The organism is uncultured Clostridium sp. (assembly GCF_947036855.1).
Taxonomy (GTDB): Bacteria; Bacillota; Clostridia; order Clostridiales; family Clostridiaceae; genus Sarcina.
In genome coordinates this window covers 1-14,853 of sequence record NZ_CAMQRY010000062.1, presented here as the reverse complement: position 1 = coordinate 14,853, position 14,853 = coordinate 1, and the positions used below count along the sequence as shown (strand labels likewise).

Sequence of the window (14,853 nt, the reverse complement as noted above, 5' to 3'; positions counted from 1 at the left end):
TATCTCTGTCCCAACGTTGTAATGTTTTAACAGATACGTTTAAAAGTTCTGCAAACTCACTAGGTTTTATATTATTAGTGTTTATGTTAACCAACTCCTTTGAGTATATATCAACATATTTAAACACATTTATCTATATATTTATTAACTATTGGTTTCCTCCTTGCTTGGTAGTCTAAAATATAAACCTTTATAATCAAAATCTTCAGACTTATCTGCTTTTCCTCTAGTTGTAAATTTTGCATCTGAAAATTCTTTAGGACTTCCAAGTGCAGAGCCTCTCATATTTTCAAAAAGAGTTTTCATATCTATTGTTCCATATCCAACTTGAGAATTTGGATATTCATAACCACTTCTTTGATTTGTTCCTCTCATAAGGTAAGTTTGAACTTTAGTTGCATAAATAGCCCTATCATTTTTCTTAACTATTCCCCACTCTAAAAGTTGTAAGCAACATCCTGCTATAACTGCACTTGCTACACTTCCACCTGAAACCATTCGCTTCCCATCATTCGGCGCAGTAACTATTGCATCAATTCCACCAGCTGAAATAAGTGGGCATTGTCTTCCATCTCTAGTAAGTCCTCTTCCTGAACTTGAAACAGTTGCATTATTATTTTGATTATAACTAGCCACAGAAATTATGCTATATGATGTAGCTGGAATTGTAACACTCATATCTGGTGTTGGAGTTAAAAATTTAGTATTTTCATCTAAAAGTTCTCTTTGTAGAAGCCATGAATTATAAGTTCCATGTACTATATATTCTCCAATCAGTATAAATGTCCAAACTCCAGGCTTCAGATTTTCAGCCCTTACAATAATAACTTCATCTCCTGTAAGTTCAGATGGTTCAACAAACATCACATTCATTGTAGTTCCCTCATAAACAAAATTTATATCAACTCCATGCTTTTGCTTTGGGCTAATGTTATCAATAGAATCTCCTGATGGTGAAACAATAGAAAGTCCCATTCTATCTGGAGCCTTTGCGTATATAATCATAAAAATAGATGTCTGATTTTCACCAACTTCAAGTTCAATCTTATGCCTATCACCCTTTTTTTCAATTCTCCCTGAAGTATGATTATCCCCAGTTCCCTCATTACCAGTTGAATTTACAAAAAGTACTCCACTAGAATCAGATAAATCATCAATATATCTTTCAATTACACAACTTCCATCATGCCCTCCAACTGTTGTTCCAAGAGGAATATATATAACTATCGGCTTATTTGTTTCCTTAGACAAATTAAATAAATATCTAATTCCAAGTAAAATATCTGTATTTCTATATTGATATTCTGTTCTTCCCTCACTAGCATAAAGCTTTTTAAATTTTTCCCCTGCAACTTTTAATTTAACCATTGCTATCTCTGTATTTTTAGCAATTCCAGTAACAGATTCATTATTTCCTCGCCCTGCTATAAGTCCTGCAACTGCTGTACCATGTCCATTATTATCAATACTTTTTACAATTTCACTTCCTTCTCCTCTACCTTTTACTAACGCATTGTTTATATCTTCATTAGTATATTCAACTCCAAAAAGAACATTATCATTTTCCTCATCTTCTTGAATACTCTGATCCCAAATCCTCATAATATTACTAGTACCATCTGCTTTTATAAAATCTTTATTAAAAAAATCTATACCAGAATCAACAATTCCAACAATAGTTCCCTCACCAGTTAAATTTAAATATGGATTATAATGAAAAGGTAATGCTTGTGAAGCTTCTGATGGACTTGTAGCCTCAAGTGTATAAACTCCACCACTATCTATATAAACTATTTCTTTAATACTCGTAATTTCATTAACTTTACTTTCTAGTGCAGAAATAATTGCATAGCTTTCATCTAACGTAAAAGCAGATGCTATATCATTTATCTCTTCAATAGCTTTAATAATATTCCCTTCATACTGAACTAAAAAATCAATATACCCATCATCTAAATAATATAATTTACTTGTTGATTCTTTTAATTTACTACAATGTATTTTATTTTCATCTTTTTTCTTATTTTCTTTCTTATCCTCAAACTTTTTTTCTTTCTTATTTTCTTTCTCTGCTTCTTTTTTCACTTCATTATCTTCTTTGAACTTCTCTACATCTTTACTTTTTTCAGATTTTTTTTTCTTCTTCCCCAAAACTTCACCCTCTTTACTCTCAATTTTCACATCTACCTTTTCAACTTCCTGCCCATTTTCACTTTCAATATCTTCTTTATCTAAATTAGTTTTTAAAGATGCTATTTCATCAAATTTAACCTCTTTATTAAGCTTTTCAACCTTATTTTCATTTTTTTTAATTTCTACTTTTTTTATTGGTTTTGCTATACTTTTAACTTTCTCCTTATTTTCTTTATCATAAGGAACCAAAATATTCATAGTATCTGATAAACATAAGTATCCATACCCATAAGTTCTACTAGGATAAATTGTTGTTTTTCTCCTTCTTCTAGCACCCTTAATTAAATAATACTTAAGCTTTTCACCAAATAAATAAGAATCATTATTTTGAACAATCCCCCACTCTAATATTAAAGAACAAGCTCCAGCTACCTGAGGAGATGCAACAGATGTTCCAGTTTCAGGTCCAAATCCACCATCCGAAATAGCAGCATTTATATTTTCTCCAGGTGCTAAAATATCTGGTTTAACTTCATGTTCAACTCGTCTAACTCCCCTACCTGAAAAATACGAATAATTATTAGCACTAAAATTATAACTACCAACTGATATAACCGAACTAACTGTTGCCGGAATACCAAGTGTATTAAAAGGATCCGGTGATAAAAATTTTGTATCTTTTCCAAGTGCTGCTGAAATAGGTAACCACATATCAATTGTATCTTTATACCCACTAGTATTAATAATTCTTATAACCCATTGTCCACTTTCTATAAATTCATCTTTTTCCTTTGACCTTATATTGATACTTATCTCGCCTGTTTTATCAAAAGGTTTAGGACCACTATTATAAATAGTAAGTTTTTGACTTCCAATATCCTCTCTCTGTATCCCCTTTTCTCCAATTAAAATACCAGTTCTATTCCCTGTTGGAGATATTATTTGAAAATTTATATCTAAAAGTATTTTTCTATAAACTTGAATATTTATATTTCTCTCATTATTTCCTATATTTAAAAATACATCTTTTTTATCCTTAAGTTTTGTACTATAATGATGCCCTGCAGAGCCTTCATTTCCAGCTGCTACTACAACTGCCACTCGCTGAATTTGAGCATATTCAAAAATATATTTTTCAATAAGACTCCTCCCATTATGTGCACCATCATTACTGCTAAGACTTATATTCACTGTAAGTGGCATAAGAAGCTCATTACTTTTATCAATCAAAAACTTTAATCCTCTCATAACTTGCGTACTAAGAGTAGACTTTAAAACATCATCACCTGTAATTTTCACCATAATAATTGAAGCCTCAAATGCAACTCCATAATTAGACTTTTCAATCTTCCCACCACCAGCTGCAACTGATGCTACTGCTGTTCCATGACCAATATAATCATTTGTCGGAACTATACTTTCTTGTTTTATATTTAAAAGCGCCTCATTTATCTGATTTTCATTATAAATATCTCCATTAAATAAATCATAAATATACTTAATTCTACTCTTCCCATTCTCATTAATAAAAGCAGGATGTGTATAATCTATACCTGTATCAATGAATCCAATCAAAGTACCTTTACCTGTTAATCCATAATTATTCCAAACAGGTGGAATGCAACTTGAAGTATTACTTTCTATATCATTAGTTGTAAAAACTTTAGGAAACTCAATATATTGAACACCTCTAAGCTGTGATAACTTCTCAAAATCATCTGAATCAATACTAATAATTCCAAAACCAAATCCTAAATCTTCAAAACTTGCACCTATATCTTCACAGGATTTTTTAGTTATCTCTGCATTATTTCCAAATAAAATAATAAACTCAATAATATCATCTGTACCCTCAAGCTTTGATATATAATTTTTAGTATCTTCAATAAGCTCTTTTGGAACTCCACTTATAAAACCTCTTAAATCAAAATCATTATCTATGTAACTCACCTCAAAAAACTATTTCTTATAATTATAATATTCAACTACTGTTATTTTTGTTATTGAAATTTTGTACCTATTGTGTTAAATTATATAAGTCTTAAGAAGCTTGATTTTAGATATTTTCTAGATGCTACTTATACATAAATAACTTAGTGGATTTATTTGACCCAATCTTATACCCACTTTCAGAAGTTATATTTTATCAACAAGATAAAATACAAAAAGTTATCCACAGGATAACTTTATTTTTTTACCTGTGGATAACTTTTTTATAATTTATTACTATATTTCAACGTAAAATAAGGCAATACCCAATGGTATCACCCTATCTTTATATTTTTTTATATATCAAACTCAACTCTATATAGTCTAACAAGAACTTTGAGCTCTTTAATCGTAGCAGTTTCAGTCATAACACTTCCACCATTACTAACTAAAAGTACTTTAACACTATCAAGTTTCTTAATTTGTCTAATTTTTCTTTTTCCCTTATGCTCAACTAAAGCTATACTATTATTAGTTGCCTCAGTAGTTTTATATCCTAAAGCAATATCACCCTTTTGAATTCTAAAACCAGCCATTTCATTATCATCTACTTTAACATAGAAAACTTTATCTGAAGTATGACCATCAATTTTATTTGAGCTCATAGGTAATTGCTTTTGACCTAAAACCGTATTTAAATCATAATTGAAAATTGGAACATTTTTAAGATTAGAACCAAAAGCCTGACTCCAAAGTTCATTCACTTCTTCATCTTTCTTTTTTGATTTAGGACTACTTTGAACCATAGTATCTTTAACTGGTTCTTTTGAAAGTTCTTCATCTGATATAAGTAAACTTGCATCATGTAAATCAACTCCAATAGCCTTTCCAATCTTAGCAATGATAGCTTCATTTATAATCTTTCTTCCAAGCTCAACATCGTTGATAAACTTCTCATTAACTCCAATTTTTTTACCAAGAGCTTTTTGAGTCATTCCTTTAGAAGTTCTAGCCTTTAAAATCTGCTCCCCTACTCTATTCTTGTTCATGTCTCATAGCACTTCCTTTATTTGTTTTATGCCATTCTCTCTCTTCTAATAAATGCTCTATTAAATATTCAAACTCCCAATCAAGAGAAGTTTCTGTAACAGTCGCAAGTACTGGTTTCTTCTTAAGAATTCTTGTAGTAAGTGCCATAGCAAGTTCCATCTGCATATTTGAAAGATTATTAAAAATAACAAACTTCTCATTCTTTGGCAATTTATCTGAAGCTATTTTATCAGTAGATCCAGCTAAAATATCTTTAACTAAAACCTTACCCATATCTTCAGTAACTCTAATTATTTTAACTTTTGCTTGTTGAAGCTTCATAAGTTCAACTACATCTAAGCCATAAGCTAATATACATTTTTTATTTTCTAACACTAATTTGCCCTCCGTATTAAGTTCTTTAAATTATCTGCTTCCCATAGTTTTTGGTTCTGGAATATTATCAGCATTTTCAACTGTAACTAAAACCATAACTTGTGCTTCATTTGGTCTATCTTCTCTATTTCTTGGAACTGAAACGATTTTTTTAGCAATATCAAGACCTTCTATGATTTTTCCAAATCCAGCATAATCTCCATCAAGGTGTGGTGCTGCTTCTGTCATTAAGAAGAACTGACTTCCTGCTGAATCTCTAGCGAATGATCTAGCCATTGATAAAACTCCTGGTGTATGTTTTAAATTGTTTTCTTTAAATCCATTTCCTCTAAACTCACCAGCTATTTGATATCCTGGGTTACCCATTCCATTTCCGTCTGGGCATCCTCCTTGAATCATAAATCCTGGAATTACTCTGTGGAATGTTAATCCATCATAAAATCCTTGTTTAACTAAACTTACAAAGTTAGCAACTGTATTAGGTGCCACCTCTGGGTATAATTCTGCTTTCATGATTTCTCCTGAGGCCATTTTTATAGTAACTATTGGGTTCATATTAAAATTCTCCTTTCAAATGCACTAATAATCAAATATTTTATTTGTTATTAGTATGTGTATTAAACTTATTATATATTATTTTGTTAATATTGTTAATTCTAATTCAATTTTTTCTAATTTAAAAACAAAAATAAAAGCTATTAAAGCCCCCACTTTAATAACTTTCTATATTAAACCCTATAAAATTCTAACCCTTAAACCATTTTTTAATATCTAAAATAACCCATAATATTTAAATATTTATACTCAGCTATTAAAAAGTTGTTCCCCTTACAACTCTAGAATAATCACTTTTATTTGATAAATTTTTAACATTTATTTTATCAATAATAAATTCTCTTCCCTTTTTATTGATTAGGTCATTAAATAAGCAAGTTAAAAATGTTGTTGAAACTTTTTCTATACCATAGAAGTCAAGCTCTATTTTCTTGCTTAAATCCCCACCTATCATACTTCTTAAAACTATTGCATCCTCATTCTTTAACTTAGTTCCTAAAAACTCTTTTACTTTAATTTTCATATTACTTTCCTGCTACTTAAAATATAGACAAAAGTGTCTATATCAAGAAAATTACTGTTTCTCAGTCCCTCATTTCGTATATACTACTCTGATTTGATATAGAACTCCACAGTCTTTAAATCCGAACTAGCCATCCGTATATAAGTAGCTTTCCCCTTTCTTTATTTTGTTATTCATTTGGCTAGGGCTATTACACACTTTCTCGATTTAAAAGTATGTTTAGGTACTTTTATACCTATTTGTCTATAATTCTAAGAACTATTAAAAGCCCTACAATTTTGTATTTATTATAATTTTCTGAAAATTCATTCTTATTGATATCATCATAGCAATTAATTATTACTTCGTCAATAATTTAACAAAGTTTTTGATAATATTTCTAATTTATTTATATTTTGTTAATAGTTTATCAAAATATTTTTGAGAGTAATCTTTTACATCATTTTTTAGCAATAAAAAAAATGCCTTTCACTCAAGACATTTCTTTCATATTTATAAGTTTATAACTTAAATCTATTATTTTTTCATTATTTGAAGAATTATAAACTTTAATAATACCTTTTTTATTATTATCAAACTTTAAAACTCCATTAATTTCAAGTCTTCGTTTAATTTCTTTAGATGTACCTATACTACCATCTATAATATCAATATCATCTCCAAGAATTTTAGCTATTATATTTTTTACAAATGGATAATGAGTACATCCTAAAACTACCGTAGCAATTTTTTCATTTTTAAGAATTTCAAACTTCTCTCTTAAAAACATTTCCACTTCTTCCCCTGCAAATCTACCACTTTCAATAAATTCAACAAGTCCTGGACATGGAAGTGGAATCACATCACTAAGTCTTTCCCCAGATAATCTATCTAAAAGAAGGTGGAATTTTTCCTGTGCAATAGTCATAGGTGTTGCCATTACAACTATTTTTCCTTTTCTTTGAGAGTTAACTGCTGGTTTTACTGCTGGCTCAATTCCAACAATCGGAAAATCAATATATTTTTTTCTAAGCTCTGCAACTACTGCTGATGTTGCTGTATTACAAGCTACTACTATTCCCTTTACACCTTTTTCTAAAAGAAAATCAACAACATCATATGAAAGCTTTCTTATTTCTTCAACACTTTTTGTTCCATAAGGTGCATTTTTTGAATCACCATAATATATATAATCCTCATTTGGCATAATTTCTAAAGCTTTTTTTAAAACACTTATACCACCAACGCCAGAATCAAAAAAACCAATAGGACTATTTATGTTTAAATTCTCATTCTTCATTTTCATTTGCTCCTTAACCTTACTATATAAACTATATCTATTATTTTTTCTAATTAATACCAATGTAAACATTTAACTAATTGACTAGATTATTTAACTATGATAAAATTTTTTAAAATGCGAATTTTTGTTATTTAATGTAATTTATTATTCGTAAATTAAAAACTGAAAGGATGTGACCTTAGATATTGCCTAATATTTTCTTATTACTATATTATAGCACTATCTAAAAATTTATGAGAACAGATTTAATTTATATACTACTGAAAGAAACTCATACTCAAGCTGATCTAATAGCTCTATTTAATAATCACTCTGAAATTAAGTTCGTTTCACTTGTTGGAGTAGATCTTGCTGGAAATGATACTGATGAAAAAATACCCGTTAAAATTTTCCTTGAATCAATTGATGATTTCCTTAATGGAATAGCAGTCCAAACTGATGGTTCTTCTGTTGTACTTCCTGGAATTGCAACACTAGATAATGGTAAAGTAGATATGGTTGCTGATCTAAATATTAATTGGTTTATAGATTACAACTATGACTTAATTGATCCTGTGTCAAGCAAGCCAATTGGTACAATTAGAATTCCATGCTTCCTTATACATGATGGAAAAGCAGTTGACTCAAGAAGAATTTTAAAGAACTCAATTGAATTTTTAGAAACAAGCCTACTTGATACTATAAAAAATAATGATGATTTATTAGATGAATATAAAATAAGTAAAGATGATATTGATAAAATACTTCTAACATCTGCAACTGAACTTGAATTTTGGGTTAAAACTCCAAATGATAAAGCTCATGTTGAAGAACTTACAACTTCTGAAGTTTTACAAGAACAGTATTGGACTAGAACAAAAGGTGCTGTAAGAACTGCTATGGAAGAATCTTTAATTCTTATGGACTTATATGGTTTTGAACCTGAAATGGGACATAAAGAGGTTGGTGGAGTTAAGGCAACTCTAACTTCTGATGGTCAATTTGATCATATCATGGAACAACTTGAAATAGATTGGAAATATTCTAATGCACTTCAAGCTGCTGATAATGAACTATTTATAAGAACTCTTATAAAGGAAACTTTTAGAGAACATGGTCTTGAAGTTACATTCCTTGCAAAACCAATTAATGGAGTTGCTGGTAGTGGTGAACATACTCACCTTGGAATAGCTATGAAACTTAAAAGCGGAAAAATTATAAATCTATTTAATACAGATGATAAAAATCATTATCTAAGTAAAATTGGATATGGTGCTCTTATGGGAATGCTTAAAAATTATGAAGTGATGAATCCATTTATTTCTTCAACAACTGACTCACTTAAAAGACTTAGTCCTGGATTTGAAGCTCCTGTTTGTATAGTAACATCACTTGGTAAAAGCCCTGATGTTCCATCAAGAAACAGAACTATTCTTATAGGTCTTATAAGAGATTTTGCTAGTCCACTTGCTACAAGATTTGAACTTAGATCACCTAATCCATTCACAAATACATACCTTTGTATTGCTGTAAGTTATCTTGCAATGTATGATGGTATAAAATTTGCAACACAAAAAGAAATCACTAAAGATATTCTTTTAAGTGAAATTTCAAAAAAAGCTGGTGATGATGCTTTATATCTTGAAAAAGATAGAGAATACAGAAGTGAAGAAGATATTTATGAATTCTTTACAGCACAAGAGCGTGATAGTATTTTTGGAATTGCACCTGCAACAGTATATGAAGTTACTAAAATCTTAGATTCGAGTAATGATAAATTAAATATACTAAAGGTTGGGGATGTATTAGACGATAAATTAATAAATAGTTTTAAAACATCTGTCCTTAAAAGATGGACTACTGAAATACCATATAGAACTATACCAAAGTATGCTAGACATATAAGAGGATTCAAGCAAATACACACTCTTGAAAAGGCATTAGACCTTGATATGTCTAATTGGGAAGTTGTACATGAATTAAGACTAAAAATAATGAAAGATACTCATAGTAAAAAAAGTTTATTTTCTAAGCTTGTTAAAGCTATTGAAGAAAATAATCTTGAACTTTTATCAGAACTTCAACTTGAACTTCAAACTGATATGAAAGCGCTTAGAAATGCTTATAGTACTTACAAGAGAAATCTTTTAGATATTTAAATATATAAAATATGAGGTGCCTATTAGATGAGACTTATTCCGATTGAATGTATAAAAGCTGATTCAATTTTAGCTAGAACTTTATACGATAATAATAGTAGGGTGCTTCTTAAAGATGGAGCAACAATTACTGAATCTATATTGAAAAAAATCAAAGACCTACAAATATACTCACTATATGTACATGATGAATATAGTGATAAAGAAATTATTGATGTAATTTCACCTGAGCTTAGACAAAAATCTATAAAACTTGTAAAAGATATTTTTGAAAACTCTGAGAGTATTAAACTTGCTGGTATTGAATTTTCCTCACTAGGAAGTAAAAAAACTCTCTCTGCTCTTAAAAAGAAAGATGATTACCTAGACTCACTTAGAGATTTATCAGAAGACATATGTAAAAATATCTTATCTACGAAAGATATTTCTGTTGGTCTTGTTGATATTAAAAATATGGATAACTATACCTACCAACATTCTGTAAATGTAGCTACATTATCAGTTGTACTTGGAATTGGAATAGCACTTCCTAAAGATAAATTAATAGACCTTTGTATCGGAGCTTTACTACATGATATAGGAAAGATTTTTGTTGGAAAAGCAATTATTCAAAAACCAGATACCCTTACAGATGGTGAGTTTGCTATAATTAAAACTCATCCAAGACTTGGATATGAATATATAAAAAATATGCCAAATCTTAAAACTCGTTGTAAAATGGTAGTTCTTCAACATCATGAACGAATTGATGGAACTGGTTATCCTAATGCACTTGTAAATGATGATATTCACTTGCTTGCTAAGATTGTTTCAATTGCAGATGTCTATGATGCATTAACATCAGATAGACCTTATAAAAGAGCTATGTGTCCTAATGATGCATTTGAATTTATTTTATCTAAATCAAATACTATGTTTGATTTTAGACTTACACAAATCTTCTCAAGAATCATGGTTCCATATCCTATTGGAACGCTTGTAAAACTAAGTGATGGTTCAAGTTGTGTTGTTAAGAAAACACATCCTCTTTATCCTTTAAGACCAGAACTTAAAGTTATAAAGAGTTCAAATGCTACTCTTATCAATTCAACTATCGATTTATCTGAAAAGTTATCTTTAGTTATAAAAGAAATTTTATATGAAATTAATTAATAGAAAAAATGCTACACTGCAATATGTGTAGCATTTTTCATAATTAACTTTTATTTAAATTTTGATACTAGCAAATTAAAACAATTATTCAGTTACTAAGCATATAAAGTATTTCTATCTAAAATTTCACAAGAATAATATTTACTTCCCATAAAAGGATTATTTAAAGATAATTTTTTTGCATCTTCATACGTATTAGCCTCAACAATAAGAGAACCACATCTTTTTTTATATGTTCCAGCCCATAAAAGATACTTTGATGAGTCTAATTTTAGATACTCTTCCTTATGCTCTTCTCTAAATTTTTTCATTTCCTCATCAATTCTATAATTAATCTTTAAAATATAATTTGTTCTCACAACAAAATCCTCCTTGTAAAACTTCTATACCTATATATATTATGTAACCTACAAGTTTATACCAACTTTATTAAATAATCTTCTTATTACACTATATCGAACATACGTTCTAGTGTCAACAAATTTTGTTTTATTCTTCTATTTTTCTACAAAATAAAAAGTGCCTAAAGCACCTCAGTACTTTAGACACAACATTTTTTTACAAATTACCACACATACTCTTCATATCTTTTAGATGGCATATTTTCAAAGTCATATGCTCTAAGTTCATCAAGTGAACCTATGTAAGCTCTAAGACTATCACTTATCATTAAGTTAACTGCCTTATCTGATAAATTAACTATAACTATTGGTTTCTTTAAAGCATGTCCATAACCACACTCCCAAGCTGTTCCACTATCTGAGTAATTACCATTTGATATGATTGCAACTATTATATCAGCCCCAACTATACCATCAATATCTCCAGCATATGTAACATCTCTCCACTCTTTTTTTCCAAACTCTAAATGCTTGTTTTGGTGTTCAAAAGGTGCAAATACCTCAAATCCCTTTTCTTCTCTTAAAACCTTCTTAACGCTTTCCATTCTTTCAATTTCTATTTCATTGAAAAATGGTGATGCTAAATAAACTTTCATCTTTTGCACACTCCTATTTATAATCTATATATTATTTTCGCCTCTAGTATTATATATGGCTTATCTACTAATTACAAATATTAAACTTCATGTCTTCTTCTTCCTACTCTTTCTTCTCGCTTCTTCTTTTTCATCATAAATTTTATAATATGATAAGCTATATATCCGATTAGAATCCCTGTCATATTAACCATAACATCACAGATATCACAAACTCCTCGTCTAGTTATATGTTGTCCTACTTCAATAGTAAACTCCATACATAATGAAACAAATATCATTATAAAGAAATTAAGCTTTCTAAATAAATATCCAAATGGTATAAAGAATACTATGTTTCCAACAAAATAAATTTTATTTCTCATCCCATGTAATTCATGAAGTATTTTAAATGGATCAAGATTAACCTCTGTATACTGCATTTTCCTTGCAAAAAGAAGTAAAAATACAGTTCCTAGATATGCTATCCAAAGTATCACACTAAAAGGTTTTGTTATCTTCATACCAAGTCCTAAAAGTATTAATGCATAAATTAAAACAACTGATCCCACTCTAAAGAACTCCATTATAATCTTCCCTCTAATATCAGTCATTTTTATAAGTATAAAATGTGAAACTCCCCATTTTACAATCGTTTCATAAATAATAACAGATATAATTATAGAGGCAATAAATAAAGCTATTCTTGTAAATATCTCTTTTGCACTCATCATAAAAATTCTCCTCTTTTGTTTGCTATATTAAATTTTAAGTTCTTCTCATATTTCTATTTCTCTTTTTTTGTCTTACAAAAACCTTTTTTCTAAATGAAAAATATCCTATGCAAACACCTATACAGCTAAATACTATCTCATTTACATCAAATTTTCCAAGTTTAAAAGATGTCTGTGACAGTTCTATTGTCAAAATTAATAATACCACAAAACTGATACTTTTTATAAACACTTCACGCCTTACAAGATAACCAATTGGTATAAATAGTATTACACTTTTTAAAATCATAAAAATATATTCACTATCTTTATAATTTTTTATATCAAATGGTTTAAGAATAAACCCTTGCTCACCTATGTTTAAACAAAATACAATTATAAAAAACAAGGCATAATAATGCCCCCAAAGAATGTATTTAAAAACCATAGGTAAGGTTCTTTCTAATAAAAAAGTTAAAACCATATAAATTATAACAACACAACTAGACATAAAAAAAACGCCTATAAAACTTGCAATATCTTTATCTTTAACAAGATTATTCGCAATATTATGTCCAACAAAAAAGTAAATTAAGTACCCCACCATAAAAGAAAACATAACTACCCAAAAATCATTAAATCTATCATTTTTTCTACTAACATTCATAAATTTCTCCTTAAAAACATATACTAATATTTAAATATATTTTACCATTTTTTTCCATTTAATAAAAGTTATTTTTAATTTAATTTACAAACGCAAAAAAAGATGATACTTAAGAACTCAAAGTATCATCTTTCATATTTACTTTCCTATTGTAGCAACAATCACTGCTTTTATAGTATGCATTCTATTTTCAGCTTCATCAAAAACAACAGAGTTATTGCTTTTAAAAACATCATCATCAACTTCTCTTATATCAATACCTAGTTCAAGTTTAGCTTTACTTGCAACCTCTGTATCAAAATTATGATAGGCTGGTAAACAATGCATAAACAGACACTCTGGATTTTTTGTACTAGCCATAAATTTCTTTGTAATCTTATAATCCTTTAAAAGATTATATCTTTCCACCATTTTATCTTCCTCACCCATAGAACACCAAATATCAGTATATACAACATCTGCATTTAAAGTTCCTGATATTTCATGAGTAATTTCAATTTTTGCACCTGTTTGACTAGCAACCTTACTCACCTTATCTAAAATTGATTTATCTACCTCAAGTTCCTTTGGTCCTAGTGCTACAAAATGCATCCCCATTTTAGCTGCACCATACATCAGTGCATAACTCATATTATTTCTAATATCACCAACAAACACAAGTTTAACCTTATTTAAAGGCTTTTTAAGTTTTTCTTCAATAGTCATGAAGTCTGCAAGTATTTGGGTTGGGTGGTCAATATCAGTAAGACCATTCCAAACAGGAACGCCTGAATATTTAGCAAGTTTTTCAACAGTACTTTGTTCATATCCCCTAAATTCAATACCATCATACATTCTGCCAAGCACTTTTGCTGTATCCTCTATACTTTCTTTTTTCCCCATCTGCGAATTAGATAAAAAAGTTACCCCTGCTCCTTCATCCATTGCAGCTACTTCAAAAGAACATCTTGTTCTTGTTGAAGTTTTCTCAAATAATAAAACTATATTTTTTCCCTCAAGTAAATCCCCTTTGATGCCTGCTCTTTTTTTAGCTTTTAAATCATGAGATAAATCTAATAGATATCTTATCTCAAATGGTTCTAAATCCATCAAACTTAAAAAGCTTTTCCCCTTCAAATTAACAGCCATTTTATATAACCCCTTTTTATTTATTGCTTATTTGAAAATATTGTAAAATATTTCCTTTTATTAAATTATACATTTATTTTTATTAATATGCAAGTTTTTTTGCATTTATATTTATATTTATGCACTTAATTGAATTTTTATGCACTTTAATATTTTTAACTAAAGTAAAAAGGATAATCTCACATTGAGATTACCCTTTTCAGTATTTATATTAATTCCATGAATTCACATC

The 14,853-nt window shown here is 28.9% G+C and carries 13 protein-coding genes; 2 read left to right on the top strand and 11 right to left on the bottom strand.

Going from position 1 to position 14,853, the window contains the following annotated elements:
• Window positions 1–144 precede the first annotated feature (144 nt).
• The 6 genes from Q0V15_RS07860 to murI form a co-directional block, all read right to left on the bottom strand.
• Window positions 145–4,083, bottom strand: coding sequence for a S8 family serine peptidase (locus Q0V15_RS07860; protein WP_297437710.1), 3,939 nt, complete (start codon window positions 4,081–4,083; stop codon window positions 145–147).
• A 335-nt stretch (window positions 4,084–4,418) separates the two neighbouring features.
• Entirely contained in the window at window positions 4,419–5,111 is a 693-nt protein-coding gene (locus Q0V15_RS07855) for a helix-turn-helix transcriptional regulator (RefSeq protein WP_297437708.1), read from the bottom strand.
• Entirely contained in the window at window positions 5,098–5,487 is a 390-nt protein-coding gene (locus tag Q0V15_RS07850) for a DUF3783 domain-containing protein (RefSeq protein ID WP_297437706.1), read from the bottom strand. Before Q0V15_RS07850 ends, Q0V15_RS07855 begins: the two co-directional genes overlap by 14 nt.
• Before the next feature lie 30 nt (window positions 5,488–5,517).
• Complete coding sequence (locus tag Q0V15_RS07845; protein ID WP_297437704.1) at window positions 5,518–6,042, bottom strand: peptidylprolyl isomerase; 525 nt, start codon at window positions 6,040–6,042, stop codon at window positions 5,518–5,520.
• A 256-nt stretch (window positions 6,043–6,298) separates the two neighbouring features.
• On the bottom strand, window positions 6,299–6,565 hold the full coding sequence (locus tag Q0V15_RS07840; protein ID WP_297437702.1) for an STAS-like domain-containing protein: 267 nt from the start codon (window positions 6,563–6,565) through the stop codon (window positions 6,299–6,301).
• 472 nt (window positions 6,566–7,037) lie between these two features.
• A complete protein-coding gene (gene murI / locus Q0V15_RS07835; RefSeq protein ID WP_297437700.1) occupies window positions 7,038–7,844 on the bottom strand; it encodes a glutamate racemase in 807 nt (268 codons plus the stop codon).
• Between the two features lie 236 nt (window positions 7,845–8,080).
• Between murI and Q0V15_RS07830 the strand changes: the two genes are divergently transcribed.
• Both Q0V15_RS07830 and Q0V15_RS07825 read left to right on the top strand, forming a co-directional pair.
• Window positions 8,081–9,985, top strand: coding sequence for a glutamine synthetase (locus tag Q0V15_RS07830; protein ID WP_297437698.1), 1,905 nt, complete (start codon window positions 8,081–8,083; stop codon window positions 9,983–9,985).
• 27 nt (window positions 9,986–10,012) lie between these two features.
• Window positions 10,013–11,137 carry an HD-GYP domain-containing protein gene (locus tag Q0V15_RS07825; RefSeq protein WP_297437696.1) on the top strand — a complete coding sequence of 375 codons (1,125 nt, stop codon included), beginning with the start codon at window positions 10,013–10,015 and terminating at the stop codon, window positions 11,135–11,137.
• Between the two features lie 95 nt (window positions 11,138–11,232).
• On the opposite strand, the gene Q0V15_RS07820 is transcribed toward Q0V15_RS07825, so the two are convergent.
• The 5 genes from Q0V15_RS07820 to argF form a co-directional block, all read right to left on the bottom strand.
• On the bottom strand, window positions 11,233–11,496 hold the full coding sequence (locus Q0V15_RS07820) for a hypothetical protein (RefSeq protein WP_297437694.1): 264 nt from the start codon (window positions 11,494–11,496) through the stop codon (window positions 11,233–11,235).
• A 206-nt stretch (window positions 11,497–11,702) separates the two neighbouring features.
• Window positions 11,703–12,134 (bottom strand): nucleoside 2-deoxyribosyltransferase, encoded by a 432-nt coding sequence (locus Q0V15_RS07815; RefSeq protein WP_297437692.1) that lies wholly within the window; start codon window positions 12,132–12,134, stop codon window positions 11,703–11,705.
• Window positions 12,135–12,214: 80 nt separating this feature from the next.
• Window positions 12,215–12,847 (bottom strand): VanZ family protein, encoded by a 633-nt coding sequence (locus Q0V15_RS07810; RefSeq protein ID WP_297437690.1) that lies wholly within the window; start codon window positions 12,845–12,847, stop codon window positions 12,215–12,217.
• Between the two features lie 34 nt (window positions 12,848–12,881).
• Complete coding sequence (locus Q0V15_RS07805) at window positions 12,882–13,493, bottom strand: VanZ family protein (protein ID WP_297437688.1); 612 nt, start codon at window positions 13,491–13,493, stop codon at window positions 12,882–12,884.
• A 138-nt stretch (window positions 13,494–13,631) separates the two neighbouring features.
• Window positions 13,632–14,621, bottom strand: a complete 990-nt coding sequence (gene argF, locus Q0V15_RS07800; RefSeq protein WP_297437687.1) for an ornithine carbamoyltransferase — start codon at window positions 14,619–14,621, stop codon at window positions 13,632–13,634.
• Window positions 14,622–14,853: the final 232 nt, after the last annotated feature.

Excerpts from the sequence above, each read along its gene's own strand:
- argF (WP_297437687.1), bottom strand. The coding sequence starts at position 14,621 with ATGGCTGTTAATTTGAAGGGGAAAAGCTTTTTAAGTTTGATGGATTTA.
- Q0V15_RS07810 (WP_297437690.1), bottom strand. The coding sequence starts at position 12,847 with ATGATGAGTGCAAAAGAGATATTTACAAGAATAGCTTTATTTATTGCC.
- Q0V15_RS07815 (WP_297437692.1), bottom strand. The coding sequence starts at position 12,134 with ATGAAAGTTTATTTAGCATCACCATTTTTCAATGAAATAGAAATTGAA.
- Q0V15_RS07855 (WP_297437708.1), bottom strand. The coding sequence starts at position 5,111 with ATGAACAAGAATAGAGTAGGGGAGCAGATTTTAAAGGCTAGAACTTCT.
- murI (WP_297437700.1), bottom strand. The coding sequence starts at position 7,844 with ATGAAGAATGAGAATTTAAACATAAATAGTCCTATTGGTTTTTTTGAT.
- Q0V15_RS07845 (WP_297437704.1), bottom strand. The coding sequence starts at position 6,042 with ATGAACCCAATAGTTACTATAAAAATGGCCTCAGGAGAAATCATGAAA.
- Q0V15_RS07825 (WP_297437696.1), top strand. The coding sequence starts at position 10,013 with ATGAGACTTATTCCGATTGAATGTATAAAAGCTGATTCAATTTTAGCT.
- Q0V15_RS07840 (WP_297437702.1), bottom strand. The coding sequence starts at position 6,565 with ATGAAAATTAAAGTAAAAGAGTTTTTAGGAACTAAGTTAAAGAATGAG.
- Q0V15_RS07830 (WP_297437698.1), top strand. The coding sequence starts at position 8,081 with ATGAGAACAGATTTAATTTATATACTACTGAAAGAAACTCATACTCAA.
- Q0V15_RS07805 (WP_297437688.1), bottom strand. The coding sequence starts at position 13,493 with ATGAATGTTAGTAGAAAAAATGATAGATTTAATGATTTTTGGGTAGTT.